This is a genomic window from Ramlibacter sp. (assembly GCF_036383835.1).
Classification (GTDB): domain Bacteria; phylum Pseudomonadota; class Gammaproteobacteria; order Burkholderiales; family Burkholderiaceae_C; genus Ramlibacter.
This window is the reverse complement of the sequence record NZ_DASVNN010000143.1, coordinates 1-15,661: the sequence shown is the minus strand read 5'-3', so window position 1 is coordinate 15,661 and position 15,661 is coordinate 1. Positions and strand designations below refer to the sequence as shown.

Below are 15,661 nucleotides of genomic sequence, written 5' to 3'. Positions count from 1 at the left end.
CGGGGACCCAGGGCGTTTGTATTGAAGCGGCTGCGCCGCTTCCCGCTTTTGAGCAACGGGGCGCGTCGCGTCAGGCGGTGCGCGCTCTGCCCGATCGACCAGGTGGGATCCCTGTAGGGTGGGCAAGCTTTGCTTGCCCACCGTGACGGCCCGCGGGAAATGGTGGGCAAGCGAGCTTGCCCACCCTACGGCCCGCAACGCACCAATGCGCCACCGCCCTGCCCTGCTGCCAGCCCCCGTGCGGGCGGGGCCGGGGTCGCGCATGAAGGCATGGCGCCTGCCCGGGCCTCGCAGGTTTGCCGAAGCGCCGCAGGCGCGAAGGACGCCATGCCAGCGCGACTCCGGCCCCGCCCGCACGTGGGCTGGCAGCCGGGCGCGATGCGAAAAAGCGGAAAGCGGCGCAGCCGCTTCAAGGGCAGGAAGCCCTGGGTCCCCGCCTGCGCGGGGATGACGATGCCGGGGGGACGACGAACCTCAGTGCTTCTTCTTCGCCGCCGGCGCCTTCGCCACCTTGTGCGGCTCGGCATGCTTGGCGTGCTTCGCATGCCTGGCTTCGCGCTTCGCCTCGTGCTGCTCCAGGCCGTGTTCGAAGGCGTGCAGCGGGTCCTCGTGCGCCAGCAGCTCGTCGAGGTTCTTCACGATCTCGGTCTCGATCTTGTGCTTGAACACGCCCAGCAGGATGCCCAGGCGCGCGTTCAGCTCGAACTTGTGCGCCGTCACCTTCAGTTCGCCGCTGGCGCCCGGCCGCTTGAAGCTCACCAGGTCGGAGGACTTGCCCTCCTCGTAGGTGCAGTCCATCTGCAGCTTCTTCTCGGCCACTTCCGCCCAGCGGAAGGCCAGCTTCCTCGCCCGCTCCAGGCCCAGCCCGTGTTCGCGCACGATATGGATGTCAGCCACGGGGAGCCTCCTTGAGTCTTCGGTGCCGTTCTTCCTTGGGCAGCTCGGAAAGCTGCCGCGCCGCGGCGTAGAAACGCTGCCAGTCGTCGCCCACCGAGTGGAACAGGGCCTCGAAGCCCGGCACCAGTTCGTCGTACGCCGCCTGCGCGCCGAAGAAGGCGTTGTTCGCCTCCCGCACCCAGCGGTCGTAGCCGCGCCAGGCCGCCGGATCGATGCCGGAGCCCGCCTTCATCTGCTCGTACTCGGCGCGGAACTGCTCCATCACCTTGCGCTTGCCCTCTTCCTTCGCCTCGAAGCCGATGCCGGGCGTCTCGTACACGGCCTTCAGCCGCTCGCGCGTGGCCCGCGACAGCTCGCGGAACATGCGACGGCGGCCGTCGTAGGCGGCGTAGTCCGCGCGCGCCTTCTCGTCGGCGTGCGCCTGCAGCCACTTCTGGCCGCCCAGGCGCTCCACCGTTGTCGCGAAAGATTCGTTGAAGGTGGTGTCGTTCTTCACGTACAGCACCTGGTGCGCGAGCTCGTGGAAGATCAGGCGCGCCAGCTCGCCCTCGGGATAGAGGATGAAGGTGTTGAGCAGCGGGTCGCCGCCCAGCCAGTTCATGTAGCCCAGGGTCGAATACGCGGTGACCGGATAGACGTTGGTCTCGTAGCCCTGTGCCGCGAGCTCCTTCGCCTCGGCCCGCGCACGTGCCTCGTCGTAGTAGCCGCGATAACCCACGCAGCCGGTCACCGGAAAGCACCAGGTCTTGAGCTCCAGCGAATACGCAGGCGCCGCGGTGACGTTGTAGACCGCGGCGTTGCGATGCAGGTTGGCGTAGCGCCGGTAGCTGGGGTTGTCGGGCAGCTTGAGTTCCTGGCTCGCGTACGCGCGGATGCGCTGCGAGAGTTCCAGCCGCGTGCGCACGCGCTCCGGCGTCTCCGCGTCCTGGACCCACTCGTTGACCGGCCGCGCCGAGCCCATGATCTTCATGTGCCCGGCCACCGATTGCCAGTAGTAGCCGACCGTGCTGCATCCCGACAGGCACAGCGTCGACACCAACGCCAGTCCTGCCACGCCCGCCAATCCCATCAGCAGTACCTTCTTCCTCACGCGGGTTGGACTTCGACCAGGCAGTCGTAGAACACGGGCGCGCGCCCGAGGTCGGTGAGCCGCTGGCTGGTGAGCTGGTTGACGTTGGTGCCGGCCAGGCCCAGCTTGCGCCACCAGATGCCCAGGCCGTTGACGACGCCGGGCCGCGCCCGCGGCGAGATGCGCGCGCGGCACAGGTACTCGCCGCGGTCGTTGAACACGCGCACCACCTGCCGGTCGTCGATGCCGCGCGCTACGGCATCCGCGGCGCTGATCTCCAGCAGCGGCTCGCCCTCGATGTCGCGCAGGCTCTGCAGGTTGACGAAGGTGGAGTTCAGGAAGTTGCGCGCGGGCGGCGAGATCATCGCCAGCGGATAGCGCTGCGAGCTGCCGGCCGGTTCGTAGTTCGGCACGTGGTCCGGCAGGCCGTCGAGGCCCTGGCGCGCGAGCGCCGGGCTGAAGAACTCGCAGCGGCCCGAGGCGCTGGGAAAGTTGCCGTTGGCGAACGGCGCATCCGGCACGTCCAATGAAGCGAAGCCCTGCGCCAGCAGCACGTCGAAGTCGACGTTGTTGCCGAAGGCGATGCGGCACAGGCTCTCGTCGCTCTCGCGGAAGCAGGGATCGGCGAACCCCATGCGCGCCGCGAGCGCGCGGAAGACATCGGTGTTGGTGCGCGCCTCGCCGCGTGGCGCGATCGCCGGCTGGTTCAGCAGGACGTCGGTGTGGCCGTAGGAGCCGTGGATGTCCCAGTGTTCCAGCTGCGTGGTCGCCGGCAGCAGGTAGTCGGCATAGTCCGCCGTGTCGGTGCGGAAGTGCTCGAGCACCACGGTGAACAGGTCCTCGCGGGCGAAGCCCTGCACCACCTTGCCCGATTCCGGGGCCACCGCGACGGGGTTGCTGTTGTAGACGACCACGGCCTCGATCGCGGGGCCGAACTGCGGCGACGACGGGCGCAGCAGGTCGTCGCCGATCGTGACCATGTTGACGGTGCGCGGCTTCCGTCCGGCCAGCAGGTCGGGCCGCTGCAGCGCGGCGCGGTCGGACGGGAAGTAGCCGGAACTCGAAAGCAGCACGCCGCCGGCGCGATGCCGCCAGGCCCCGGTGATCGCGGGCAGGCAGGCGACCGCGCGCACCGCATTGCCGCCGCCGCGCACGCGCTGCATGCCGTAGTTGAGGCGGATCGCCGCCGGCTTCGTCGTGCCGTAGTCGCGTGCCAGGTCGCGGATCTGCTGCGCGGGGATGCCGCACACGGCCGCGGCGCGTTGCGGATTCCAGCGCAACGCGCGTTCGCGCAGTGCGTCCCAGCCGGAGGTGTGCCGCGCGAGGTAGTCCTCGTCGGTCCAGCCGTTGACGACCAGTTCGTGCATCAGCGCGAGCGCCAGCGCGGCGTCGGTGCCGGGCAGCAGCTGGAGGTGCTCGTGGCACTTCTCGGCCGTCTCGCTGCGGCGCGGATCGATGCACACCAGCTTCGCGCCGTTGCGCTTGGCCTCCTGCGCGAGGCGCCAGAAATGCAGGTTGCTGGCGATCGAGTTGCTGCCCCAGATCAGGATCAGCTTCGCTTCGGCGAAGAACTCCACCTTCATGCCGACCTTGCCGCCGAGCGTCTGCGTCAGCGCCTCGGCGCCGGCCGATGCGCAGATCGTGCGATCGAGGAAGGACGCGCCCAGCCGGTGGAAGAAGCGCGCCGCGATGCTTTCGCCCTGCACCAGGCCCATGGTGCCGGCGTAGCTGTACGGCAGGATGGCCTGCGGATCGCGCGCCGCGATCGCCGACAGCCGCGCGGCGATGTCGTCCAGCGCGGCGTCCCAGGACACCGGCTCGAAGCGGCCCGAACCCTTGGGGCCGGCGCGCCGCATCGGCTGCAGCAGCCGCTCGGGGTGGTAGGTCCGTTCGGTGTAGTGCGAGACCTTGTTGCACAGCACGCCGGCGGTCGGCGCATGCAGCGGATTGCCCTGCACGCGCAGCGCGACGCCGTCCTCGACGGTGGTGACGAGGGCGCAGGTATCGGGACAGTCGTGCGGGCAGGCGCCGCGCACGGTCGAGGCAGCGGCGGTGGCGGGGAGGGCGGCCATGACCCCATTGTGGCCTGCCCGGCGTCTCCCGTGCCCCGGATGGGCTGCGTCGCCCTGCCACGGACGGGGCATCCCTCCGGGAAGACGGCTAGCCGATCTCCCGCAGCCGCGCCAGGCCTTCCATGAACCCCTGGCACCGCATCATCTGCTCCAGGCTCACGTATTCGTCCGGCTGGTGCGCCTGGGCGATGCTGCCGGGGCCGCAGACCACCGTGCGGATGCCGGCGTTCTTGAAGAGGCCGGCCTCGGTGCCGAAGGCCACCTGCGTCGTGCGCTGTTCCCCGGACAGCCGCAGCGCCAGCCGCGTGACGTCGTCCTGCGCCGAGCCGAGGAAGCTCGGGATTTCGCAGATCGTCTCGAAGCGGAAGCCGGAGCCGGGCGCCACCTTCTGCATCGCGGGCTCGAGCGAGCGCGCATAGGCCACCACCTGGTCCTGCATGGCGCGCGCGTCGGCGGTCGGCAGGTCGCGGAATTCGTAGCGGAACTCGGCCTCGCGCGGCACCACGTTGTCGGCGATGCCGCCGTGGAACTGGCCGACGCTGGCGGTGGAGAAAGGGACGTCGAAGCCCTCGTAGCGCGGTTCCTCGCGCTCGAAGCCCTCGGCCATGTCGCGCACGCGGCCGATGACGCGCGCGGCCAGCTCGATCGCGTTGACCGAATGCGGCGTGAGCGACGAGTGCGCTTCCTTGCCGCGCACGCAGCAGCGGTAGCGGTACACGCCCTTGTGCGCGATCGCCGGCACCATGCCGGTGGGCTCGCCCACGACGCAGGCGAGCGGCCGGATGCCGGCGTCGCGCATGTCGGCGATCAGCTCCTTCACGCCGAAGCAGCCGACCTCCTCGTCGTAGCTGAAGGCGAAGTGGACCGCGAAGGGCAGGTCGCTTTCGAGGAACAGCTTCGCGTGCGCCACCGCGGTCGCGATGAAGCCCTTCATGTCGGCCGAGCCGCGCCCGTACAGGCGGCCGTCGCGCACCACGCCGGAGAGCGGATCGACCGACCAGTCCTGGCCGTCCCACGGCACCGTGTCGGTGTGGCCGGAGAGGATCAGGCCGGCCGGCTTGCCCTCGCCCAGCGTGGCGAACAGGTTGGCCTTGTTGCGATCCGCGTCGTAGCTCAGCCGGGACTTCACGCCCAGGCGCGCGAGCTCGTCGCGGATGCAGTGGATGAGCGCGAGGTTGGAATTCGCGCTGACGGTGTTGAAGCCGACCAGCGTGCGGGCGAGGTCCAGCGCGCGCGGCGCGGAGGTGGAAGCAGCCATGCTCGTCATTCTGGCGGAATCCCCGATAGGCACCCCGCCGGCGCGTGGGTAGACTGCCTCCTTCCCCCAGCAGTCCCCCTCCTCCCCATGAAGCTCCTGGACTCCATCGTCACCGAGGCCGCCTCCATCGTCGCCCTGCGCCGTGACATCCACGCCCATCCCGAACTGTGCTTCGAGGAAGTGCGCACCGCCGACCTCGTGGCCGCCCGGCTCACCGAATGGGGCATCCCCGTGCACCGCGGCCTCGGCAAGACCGGCGTGGTCGGCATCGTGAAGAACGGCACCTCGTCGCGCGCCGTCGGCCTGCGCGCCGACATGGACGCCCTGCCCATGCAGGAAGTCAACACCTTCCCCCACACCAGCCAGCACGCCGGCAAGATGCACGCCTGCGGCCACGACGGCCACGTCGCCATGCTGCTCGCGGCCGCCAAGCACCTGGCGAAGAACCGCCAGTTCGACGGCACGGTGTACCTGATCTTCCAGCCGGCGGAAGAAGGCGGCGGCGGCGCGCGCGAGATGATCCGCGACGGGCTGTTCGAGAAGTTCCCGATGGAAGCGGTGTTCGGCATGCACAACTGGCCGGGCAGCCAGGTCGGCCAGTTCGCCGTGAGCCCCGGCCCCGTGATGGCGTCCACCGCCGAGTTCAAGCTCACGATCCGCGGCAAGGGCAGCCACGGCGCCATGCCCAACCTGGGCATCGACCCGGTGCCGATCGCCTGCCAGGTCGTGCAGGGTTTCCAGACCATCATCAGCCGCAACAAGAAGCCGATCGACGCGGGCGTGATCTCCGTGACCATGATCCACGCCGGCGAGGCCACCAACGTGATCCCCGACACCTGCGAGCTGCAGGGCACGGTGCGTACCTTCACCACCGAAGTGCAGGACATGATCGCCAGACGCATGCAGGAGGTCGCCGAGCACACCTGCGCGGCCTACGGCGCGCGCTGCGAATTCGAGTTCCATCGCAACTACCCGCCGACGATCAACTCCGCCGCCGAGGCCGACTTCGCCCGCGGGGTGATGGCCTCCATCGTCGGCGAGCAGAACGTGCAGGTGCAGGAACCCACCATGGGCGCGGAGGACTTCGCCTTCATGCTGCAGGCCAAGCCCGGCGCCTACTGCTTCATCTCCAACGGCGACGGCGCCCACCGCGAGATGGGCCACGGCGCCGGTCCCTGCGTGCTGCACAACGCGAGCTACGACTTCAACGACGACCTCATCCCGCTCGGCGCGACCTACTGGGTGAGGCTGGCGGAGGAGTGGCTGGCGAAAGCGCGCTGATGGCGGGCACGGGCAGTTCGCCGTTCGCGGCCTCGTACCCCGAGGCGCGCCAGAAGTTCCTGGAGGCCGCCGCCGACGCCGGCGTGGCCGTCGAAGCGAAGGCCCATCCGCTGCCCGGGCTCCATGACGAGCTGCTCGCCATGGACGTCGCCCGCGACGGCCATCCGAACGCGCAGCGACTGCTGATCCTGAGCAGCGCCTGCCATGGCGTGGAAGGCTTCTGCGGCAGCGGGGTGCAGGTCGCCATGCTGCGCGACGCCGCGTGGCGGGCCAAGGCGGCGGAGAACGGCGTGGCGGTGCTGTACGTCCACGGCCTCAATCCCTACGGCTTCTCGCACATCCGCCGCACGACGCACGAGAACGTCGACCTCAATCGCAACTTCCACGATTTCTCGCAGCCGCTGCCGGTGAACGCCGCCTACCGCGACGTGCATCCGCTGCTGGTGCCCGAGGAGTGGCCGCCGGACGCCGCGAACGAGCAGGCGATCATGGGCTACATCGCGAAGGTGGGCGAGAGGGCCTACCAGGCCGCGGTGTCGGGCGGGCAGTACGCGTTCGACGACGGCCTTTTCTACGGCGGCCGCTCGCCCACCTGGAGCAACCTGGCGATCCGCGAAGTGCTGCGCACCCACGGCCGGCGCGCCGCCCGCATCGGCTGGATCGACGTGCACACGGGCCTGGGCCCCAGCGGCGTCGGCGAGCGCATCTTCGCCGGCCGCGACGATCCCGCCAGCCTCTCGCGGGCGCGCAGGTGGTGGGGTGGCGCCGACGGCAAGGGCGTGACCTCGATCTACGACGGCTCGTCGACGTCAGCGCTGCTGTCCGGCCTGATGTTTACCGCGGTCTACGACGAGTGCCCGCAGGCGGAATACACGGGGATGGCGCTGGAATACGGCACCGTGCCGGTGATGGAAAGCTTCCAGGCGCTGCGCGCCGAGCAGTGGCTGACCGCGCACCCGGACGCGCCGAAGGAGAAGGCGGACGCGATCCGGCGGCAGGTGTGGAACGCGTTCTACACCGACACCGATGCATGGCGCGAGCGGATCCTGGCGCAGGCGCGCGAGGCGCTGTCGCAGGCGGTCGAGGGGTTGGCGGCCTAGGGAGCTGGGGTTGCACCCCAGCCTACGAACTGCCCGGGTGCCATGTAGGCTGGGGTGCAACCCCAGCGATCAAGCCGTCATCGCGCGCGTCTGCGCGATCACCAGCAACCCGTCGAAGATCAGGCTCTCCACCAGCTCGAACTGCTCCAGCATGTGCGGGGCCATCTTCCACCCCGCGCCGCCGGTCATGTAGCACGCCGGCTCGCAGCCGCAGCGATCCCGCACGTGCTGCACCATGCGCTCGATCGCGCCGGCGATGGCGAAGGTGCCGCCGCTGGTGAGCGCGTCGCTGGTGTTGGTGGGGAATTCGCGCACGTCGCCGGTGGGCACGTGCAGGCCCGCGGTGCCGCTTTCCAGCGCCCGCAGCATGATGCCGTGCCCCGGCAGGATGAAGCCACCGAGGAAGCGGCCGTGCTGGTCCACGGCCTCGACCGTCACCGCGGTGCCCACCATCACCACCACCATCGGCCGATCCGGCCCCTGCGCCAGCATGCGATGCCGCGCGCCGATCATCGCCACCCAGCGATCGGCGCCCAGGCGGGTCGGATGGTCGTAGCCGTTGATCACGCCGGCCTCGGCGGCACTCGACACGACCCAGTGCGCCGGCACGATCCAGAGCTCCTCCATCTGCTCCTCGACCCGTCGCTTCCCGGCGTCGCCGGCGACGCAGCAACCCAGCAGGCGCCCGGGCGCGACGAGGCCGGCCCATTCGCCGTCGGCCAGCTTGTCGATGTTCTCGAGGAACTCCGCCCCGCTCGCGACCGGCAGTGCGCCGGGCGCCGCGTGGGGGTACAGCGCCCATTTCAGGCGCGTGTTGCCGATGTCGACGGCCAGGAAGGACATGGCGCGGATGGTAATCGCTTCGGCGGGCCGGGAGCCCGCTGCTAGAGCGCGCCCAGCCAGCAGGCCCGCTGGATGGCCGCCATCTTGTTGTCCACCTTGAGCTTGGCCATCGCGTTGGCCAGGTGGTAATTCACGGTGCGCTCGGCGCAATTGAGCTGCTGCGCGCTCTCGCGCGCCGTCATGCCATGGAAGGCGAGCTCCAGGCATTCGCGCTCGCGCGGGCTGAGCATGGAGCGCGCGCCGGCGATCGAGCGCTTCACCAGCGGCCAGATGTTGAGGGCCGACCAGGCCAGCAGCGCGGCCTCCTTGCGGTCGGTCAGCTCGCGCGGGCTGAACATGAAGCACTCGAAGGCGCGGCCGGCCGGCAGGGAAAATTCGACCCGTACCACCGTCTGGTAGCCGTGGGCCAGCCACAACAGGCGCCAGCGGCTGGTGCCCTCCGGGTCGGACTTGGCGATGGTCTGCCAGGCCACCAGGGGCGCATCGGAGTCGCGCCAGCGGGCGCCGAAATCGCGGCTTTCCGCCAGCGCCACCGCGGCCTCCGCCACCAGGGGCGGATGCACGGCCGTCACCTGCCGGTCGTCTTTCCCGCCGAACGGGTCGGGGCCGAGCACCACCACGGCCTCGACCGAAAACTCACGCAGGGCCGCCACCCAGTCGCTGAGGATGCCGTCCAGATTGACACTGTCAAAGTTAACAGGGATCCCCATGCACTCTCGTTTTGCCCAACGCCGGGCTGTGACAATATCACCATCGTACGGACCCCCATGAACGAGGACCTCCACCGGGCCCCTTATCCCAACCCGCCGCCGCGCGCCCTGCTCGAAGCGACGGTGCAGCGCGTTCGCCATTGGGCGACGAGGGAGGTGCTGCCGCCGCTGATGGAGCCGATTCTGCATCCCTCGCAGTGGCGCATCCGCGCGCTCGGGGTGTCGACCATGGTGGGCCACCCGCTGTTCTGGCTGATGTGGGCCCTCGCCCTGCCGCAGCCCTACGAGAGCCTCACGCTGCGCGTGCTCATGGCGCTATGCGGCCTCAGCCTGCTGGTGCTCCCGGGCGTGACGGCCTCGCCGCCGAGCCGCTCCGCGGCCGTCACCTTCTCGCTGCTCTTCTGGATCACGCTGCCGCTGTTCTTCTCGTGGATGTATTTCTGCAACGGCGGCAACGCGGTGTGGCTCGCCAGCATGGGGGCCATGCTCCTCATCTACTACCACCTGACCGACTGGCGCCTGGCCACGCTGGGCGCCGCTTCGGGCCTGCTGGTCGCCTGGGTGCTGTTCCGTGCCTTCGGCCCGCGCGCGCCCGAGATCGATTTCGAGCTGGCGGCCGCCAACACGGTGGTGCTCGCCTTCTGCTGGTTCATGGGCCTGATCCTCGGCCTGTCCTCCTCCAACCTGCGGCGCGAGCAGCTCAATTACACGCTGGGCACCATGGGCATCATGGCGCATGAACTGCGCACGCCGCTGGCCACCATGCAGCTGATCGCCGAGGCGGTGCGCAACGAGACGCCCCAGCACGGCGGCGAAAGCGGCGAGCGGCTGCAGCAGCTGGGGCAGCGCCTGTCGCACCTCGTGCGCAACATGAACCACCAGATCGACATGCAGATCACCAATGCGCGCCTGATGCGCCTGGGCGGGCACCTCGAGACGCTCTCGGCGGCCCAGCTGGTGAACGCGACGATCGCCGACTACCCTTTCCGCAGCACCAGGGAGCGGCAGGCCGTCGTCGTGCGGGTGCACGGCGACTTCCCCTTCCTGGGCAACCGCGACCTGTTCGCCCAGGTGTTCGACAACCTCACCAAGAACGCCCTGCGCTCCCTGGCGGCCGCGTCCTCCAGCATCCAGCCGGGCGACCTGCTGATCGAGATCGGCGCGCTCGGGCTGCGCGGGCGCATCGTGTTCACCGACAACGGCGTGGGGATGGGCGCCGACCTGCGCAAGCGCATCTTCCAGCCCTTCTTCTCCACCGACCGCGGCACCGGCCACGGCCTGGGGCTGGCGTTCTGCCAGCGCGTGGTGCATGCCGCCCGTGGAACGATCCGCGTGAAGTCCGTCCCGCACCAGGGCGCGGTGTTCACGATCGAACTTCCCGTGGCGTAGCACAATGCAGCGCACCGACCCCACATGACCTTCCCCCTGTTCCACCGCCCCGGCACCGTCGTCTTCCTCGACGACGACCCGGACTACCTGGAGATGCTGGCGCTGGTGCTGCCGCGGCACTGGCACCTGCGGCTGTTCCTGCGCCCTTCGGACTGCATCGCGCACCTGCTGCAGGAGCCGCCGTTCTGGGAGGCCGACGCCTGGAACCAGCAGCAGCTGATCTCGCTGTGGCGCGAGGGCAAGCCGCTGATCCCGCAGATCCTGCATTACTGGTCGCGCTACACCGAGCGGTACGCGCTGTCGCGCGTGTGCGTGGTCGACTTCTCCATGCCCGGCATGGACGGCCTGCAGGTGCTGGCCGAACTCGGCGACTGGCCCGGCTCGCGCGTGCTGCTCACCGGCCAGGCCGACGAGCAGGTGGCCGTGCGCGCGTTCAACCGCGGCCTGATCGACCAGTTCATCCCCAAGCAGACGCAGGACATCTCGCGCCGGCTGGTGGAGGCCGTGGAGCACCTGCTGTTCACCGCGCATGCCCGCCATGCGCAGATCTGGCGCTCCACCCTCACGCCGGAGCAGAGCGCGCTGCTGCGCGCGCCGGGCGTGGACGCCTGGCTGTCGGCCTTCTGCGCCAAGCAATGGGTCGAGCACGTGGTGATCGGCGCGCCCTTCGGCATCGTCGGCATGGATGCGGTGGGCAACGTGAGCTGGCTGCAGCTGGAGACGCGCCAGGGCCTGCATGCGCTGGCGGAACTCGCGGTGGTCGCCGGCGTGCCGTCCGGCGGCGTGGAGGAGATCCGCAACGGCGCGCGGCTCGCCGACATCGAGCTGCGCCAGGCGCTCTCGTCGACGCAGCCGCCGGTGCTGGTGGAGGCGATCCCCATCGGCGAAGGCGGCGCGCTGCTGGGCGCGCTGTTCCCGGTCGACGCGCCGAACGGGCCGGACCCCGACAACAGCTACAGCAAGTGGCTGTCGCGGCAGCCGAAGCGGCACGTGCAGGATTAGGATTTCAGGCGCCGCGCGATCGGCCAGTTCCAGGGCTTCACCACGGGCGCGAGTTCGCGCGCCACGCCTTCGACGTGCGCCAGCTCGGCATCGGTGAGCGCGGCATTGAGCGTGAGCCGCACCATCGAGCGGTTGCGGCTGGTGGCCGGCGCGCAGAACACGGCGCCGAACACTTCGCGCTGCTCGATCGCATCGCGCAGTGCGAGCGTGTCGACTTCGGGCCCGGCTTCCAGCGCGATGATCTGCTCGCTGCCGTGCTGGATCGGATAGCCCAGCTCGCCGAACGTGCCGCGCAGCCGTGCCGTCACCTCGCGCAGCCTGCGCCGCGCCTCGTCGCTGCGCTGCACGACTCCCAGGGTGGCCGCCAGCCCCGCGATCTCGTGCGGCAGCAGGCAGGAGCTGAAGATGCTCGGGAAGCTGTGGCACATCAGGTAGGGCCGCAGTTCGTCCGGCATGGTGAAGAAGCCGGCGCGGCCGGCGAAGGCCTTCGCGAGGCTCGCGGTGATGAAGTGGACGCGGTGCGAGAGCCCCAGTTCGGCGCACAGGCCGCGGCCCTGCGGGCCGTGCGTGCCGAGCGAATGCGATTCGTCGACCAGGATCATGCAGCCGTGCTTCTCGGCCACTTCCACGACCGCCTCCAGCGGGCACAGCGCGCCGGTGGTGCTGTACACCGAGTCGACGATGACCAGCCCGCCGCCGCCGTTGCGCGCGATCGTGCGATCGAGGTGCGCCGGGTCGTTGTGGCGGAAGGCATGGCCCGTCGCGCCGGAGGCGCGCACGCCTTCCCACAGCGACATGTGCGCCAGGCTGTCGACGTACACCGGCGTCTGCGGATCGGCGACCACCTGGATCAGCCCCAGGTTGGCCGTGTAGCCGGACTGGCACAGCAGCGCCCCTTCCTTGCCGACGTAGGAAGCCAGTGCCGCCTCGAAACGCGAGGTGGGGCTGCCATCGAGCTGGAACACGCCCGACTGCACGACGAATTCGCGGTTGCAGCGCAGCGCATCGAGCTGCGCCTGCACGATCTCCGGATGGCCGGTCACCGACAGGTAGTCGTTGCCGTCGAGCCGCACCGCGTTCGGGCCCGGGGCGACGCCATGGGTCACGAACTTGCGCTGCCATTCGTCCTCCCAGCGCGTCTTGAATTCGGTGGCGATGCGCCGGCGCAGGTGATCCGACAGGCCCGGTTCGGCAGCGGCGGGCGAACGAACGGTTGCAGGTGTGACTTGGTTCTCAACGACTTCCACGGACTACTCCTCAATTGCAAGAGCAGCCATTGAAGAGAAAGTGTCGAGCAGGCGCAGGCGAACCCCTGTCATTCCTGACAGGGGTGACGCATTCGCCGTGTTGCGCTCTAGGCGGACGCCCTAAGCGGAAAGAATCAAGTCAGCTGCCCGTGGCAGTGCTTGTATTTTTTTCCACTGCCGCAGGGGCAGGGATCGTTGCGGCCCACGCGCGGCTGGCCGCCGGCCGCCGCCGCCGCCGGACGCTGGCGCACCGCGACGGCGGTGTCCTCGTCGAGCGTGCTCTGCACATCGCCGGTTTCGGTCGGCGCGGTGTAGGTGACGTTGGCGATGCGCTCGGCGCGCTCCTCCATGTCGTCGGCGCTCTGCTCGAGCTGCTCGGCGGACTGCACGCGCACCGTCATGAGGACCTTGGTGACCTCGTTCTTCACCGCGTCGAGCATCTGGCCGAACAGCTCGAAGGCCTCGCGCTTGTATTCCTGCTTCGGCTGCTTCTGCGCATAGCCGCGCAGGTGGATGCCCTGGCGCAGGTAGTCGAGCGCGGCGAGGTGTTCGCGCCAGTGCATGTCGATGCTTTGCAGCAGCACCATGCGCTCGAAGTGGGTGAAGTTGTCCTCGCCCACCTGCGTCACCTTGGCCTGGAAGGCCTCGTGGCCGGCCGCCACCACCTTCTCGACGATGTCGTCGGCGCCGATGGCGCTGGCCGATTCGACGATCTGCTTGAGCGGCAGCTGGATGCCCCACTCGTCGGCCAGGGCCTTCTCCAGCCCGGCCAGCTCCCACTGCTCCTCCACCGACTCCGCCGGCACGTACTGGTGCACGAGGTCGGTGAAGCAGCCTTCGCGCAGCGAGGCGATCTGGGCGCCGAGGTTGCCGGCGTCTAGGATGTCGTTGCGCTGCTGGTAGATCACCTTGCGCTGGTCGTTGGAGACGTCGTCGTACTCCAGCAGCTGCTTGCGGATGTCGAAGTTGCGGCCTTCCACCTTGCGCTGCGCGCTCTCGATCGAGCGCGTCACGATGCCGGCCTCGATGGCCTCGCCGTCGGGCATCTTCAGGCGGTCCATGATCGCGCGCACGCGGTCGCCCGCGAAGATGCGCATCAGCGGGTCGTCCAGCGACAGGTAGAAGCGCGAGGAGCCCGGGTCGCCCTGGCGGCCGGAGCGGCCGCGCAGCTGGTTGTCGATGCGGCGGGATTCGTGCCGCTCGGTGGCGATGATGCGCAGGCCGCCCAGGCCCACGATCTGCTCGTGGTCCTTCTGCCACTGCGCGCGCATCTCGGCGATGCGCCCCGCCTTCGCCGAGGGATCCACCGTCTCGTCGGCCTCGATCGCCTCGACGGCCTTCTCCACGTTGCCGCCCAGCACGATGTCGGTGCCGCGGCCCGCCATGTTGGTGGCGATGGTGACCATCTTCGGCCGGCCGGCCTGCGCCACGATGTCGGCTTCGCGCGCGTGCTGCTTGGCGTTGAGCACCTGGTGCGGCAGCTTCGCCTTCTCCAGCAGCTGCGAGATGATCTCGGAGTTCTCGATCGAGGTGGTGCCCACCAGCACCGGCTGGCCGCGGTCGTGGCACTCGCGGATGTCCTGGATCGCCGCCTCGTACTTCTCGCGCGCCGTCTTGTAGACGCGATCGAGCTGGTCTTCCCGCCTGCTCGGGCGGTTCGGCGGGATCACCACGGTCTCGAGGCCGTAGATTTCCTGGAACTCGTAGGCCTCGGTGTCGGCGGTGCCGGTCATGCCGGCGAGCTTGCCGTACATGCGGAAGTAGTTCTGGAACGTGATCGAGGCGAGCGTCTGGTTCTCGCTCTGGATCTCGACGCCTTCCTTGGCCTCCACGGCCTGGTGCAGGCCGTCCGACCAGCGGCGGCCCGTCATCAGGCGGCCGGTGAACTCGTCGACGATCACGACCTCGCCGTTCTGCACGACGTAGTGCTGGTCGCGGTGGTACAGGTGGTTCGCGCGCAGCGCCGCGTACACGTGGTGCATCAGCGTGATGTTGGCCGGGTCGTACAGGCTCGCGCCCGCGACCAGCAGGCCGGCCTGCGCCAGCAGCTCCTCGGCGCGCTCGTGGCCGGACTCGGTCAGCGTGACCTGGTGGCCCTTCTCGTCGACCGTGAAGTCGCCCGGCTCGATGACGCCTTCGCCGGTGCGCGGGTCCTCTTCGCCGATCTGGCGCTTGAGCGCCGGCACGACGCCGTTGATGCGCACGTACAGCTCGGTGTGGTCCTCGGCCTGGCCGGAGATGATCAGCGGCGTGCGCGCCTCGTCGATCAGGATGGAGTCGACTTCGTCGACGATCGCGAAGTTCAGGCCACGCTGCACGCGATCGGCGGTCTCGTAGACCATGTTGTCGCGCAGGTAGTCGAAGCCGAACTCGTTGTTCGTGCCGTAGGTGATGTCGGCGCCGTAGGCGGCCTGCTTCTCCTCGCGCGTGAGGCCGGGCACGTTCACGCCCACGCTCATGCCCAGGTAGTTGTACAGGCGGCCCATCCACTCGGCGTCGCGGCGGGCGAGGTAGTCGTTGACCGTGATCAGGTGCACGCCCTTGCCGCCCAGCGCGTTCAGGTACACCGGCAGCGGGGCCATCAGCGTCTTGCCCTCGCCGGTGCGCATCTCGGCGATCTTGCCGTTGTGCAGCGTCATGCCGCCGATCAGCTGCACGTCGAAGTGGCGCATCTTCAGCACGCGCTTGCCGGCCTCGCGCACGACGGCGAAGGCCTCGGGCAGCAGGTCGTCCAGCGTGTGGCCCTGCTCGAGGCGGGCGCGGAATTCGGCCGTCTTGCCCTTCAACGCCTCG

12 protein-coding genes are annotated in these 15,661 nt (G+C 69.5%); 4 read left to right on the top strand and 8 right to left on the bottom strand.

The window, feature by feature from the left end; translation table 11 throughout:
- Positions 1 to 474: 474 nt before the first annotated feature.
- The 4 genes from VF522_RS22025 to argE form a co-directional block, all read right to left on the bottom strand.
- Positions 475 to 897 carry a polyhydroxyalkanoic acid system family protein gene (locus tag VF522_RS22025; RefSeq protein ID WP_330910469.1) on the bottom strand — a complete coding sequence of 141 codons (423 nt, stop codon included), beginning with the start codon at positions 895 to 897 and terminating at the stop codon, positions 475 to 477.
- Positions 890 to 1,966: an aminopeptidase gene (locus tag VF522_RS22020; RefSeq protein ID WP_330910526.1), complete on the bottom strand. Its 1,077-nt coding sequence runs from the start codon at positions 1,964 to 1,966 to the stop codon at positions 890 to 892. Before VF522_RS22020 ends, VF522_RS22025 begins: the two co-directional genes overlap by 8 nt.
- A 17-nt stretch (positions 1,967 to 1,983) precedes the next feature.
- Complete coding sequence (locus VF522_RS22015) at positions 1,984 to 4,038, bottom strand: molybdopterin oxidoreductase family protein (RefSeq protein WP_330910468.1); 2,055 nt, start codon at positions 4,036 to 4,038, stop codon at positions 1,984 to 1,986.
- A gap of 88 nt (positions 4,039 to 4,126) precedes the next feature.
- Entirely contained in the window at positions 4,127 to 5,296 is a 1,170-nt protein-coding gene (gene argE / locus VF522_RS22010; protein ID WP_330910467.1) for an acetylornithine deacetylase, read from the bottom strand.
- Positions 5,297 to 5,383: 87 nt separating this feature from the next.
- Between argE and VF522_RS22005 the strand changes: the two genes are divergently transcribed.
- Together VF522_RS22005 and VF522_RS22000 are read left to right on the top strand one after the other, a co-directional pair.
- Positions 5,384 to 6,577 (top strand): M20 aminoacylase family protein, encoded by a 1,194-nt coding sequence (locus VF522_RS22005; protein WP_330910466.1) that lies wholly within the window; start codon positions 5,384 to 5,386, stop codon positions 6,575 to 6,577.
- Positions 6,577 to 7,677: a M14 family metallopeptidase gene (locus tag VF522_RS22000; RefSeq protein ID WP_330910525.1), complete on the top strand. Its 1,101-nt coding sequence runs from the start codon at positions 6,577 to 6,579 to the stop codon at positions 7,675 to 7,677. Before VF522_RS22005 ends, VF522_RS22000 begins: the two co-directional genes overlap by 1 nt.
- A 69-nt stretch (positions 7,678 to 7,746) precedes the next feature.
- Here VF522_RS22000 and VF522_RS21995 read toward each other — a convergent pair whose 3' ends face one another.
- Both VF522_RS21995 and VF522_RS21990 read right to left on the bottom strand, forming a co-directional pair.
- A complete protein-coding gene (locus VF522_RS21995; RefSeq protein WP_330910465.1) occupies positions 7,747 to 8,520 on the bottom strand; it encodes a type III pantothenate kinase in 774 nt (257 codons plus the stop codon).
- A 41-nt stretch (positions 8,521 to 8,561) separates the two neighbouring features.
- On the bottom strand, positions 8,562 to 9,230 hold the full coding sequence (locus VF522_RS21990) for a LuxR C-terminal-related transcriptional regulator (RefSeq protein WP_330910464.1): 669 nt from the start codon (positions 9,228 to 9,230) through the stop codon (positions 8,562 to 8,564).
- A gap of 57 nt (positions 9,231 to 9,287) precedes the next feature.
- Between VF522_RS21990 and VF522_RS21985 the strand changes: the two genes are divergently transcribed.
- Positions 9,288 to 10,619 (top strand): HAMP domain-containing sensor histidine kinase, encoded by a 1,332-nt coding sequence (locus tag VF522_RS21985; RefSeq protein WP_330910463.1) that lies wholly within the window; start codon positions 9,288 to 9,290, stop codon positions 10,617 to 10,619.
- Positions 10,620 to 10,643: 24 nt separating this feature from the next.
- Positions 10,644 to 11,621 (top strand): response regulator, encoded by a 978-nt coding sequence (locus VF522_RS21980; RefSeq protein WP_330910462.1) that lies wholly within the window; start codon positions 10,644 to 10,646, stop codon positions 11,619 to 11,621.
- Here the strand turns inward: VF522_RS21980 and cqsA are convergent.
- Both cqsA and secA read right to left on the bottom strand, forming a co-directional pair.
- Entirely contained in the window at positions 11,618 to 12,868 is a 1,251-nt protein-coding gene (gene cqsA / locus VF522_RS21975; RefSeq protein WP_330910461.1) for an alpha-hydroxyketone-type quorum-sensing autoinducer synthase, read from the bottom strand. The genes VF522_RS21980 and cqsA overlap by 4 nt on opposite strands.
- A gap of 134 nt (positions 12,869 to 13,002) precedes the next feature.
- Positions 13,003 to 15,661 (bottom strand): preprotein translocase subunit SecA (secA, locus tag VF522_RS21970; protein WP_330910460.1); only part of this gene is annotated, 2,659 nt, incomplete at its 5' end.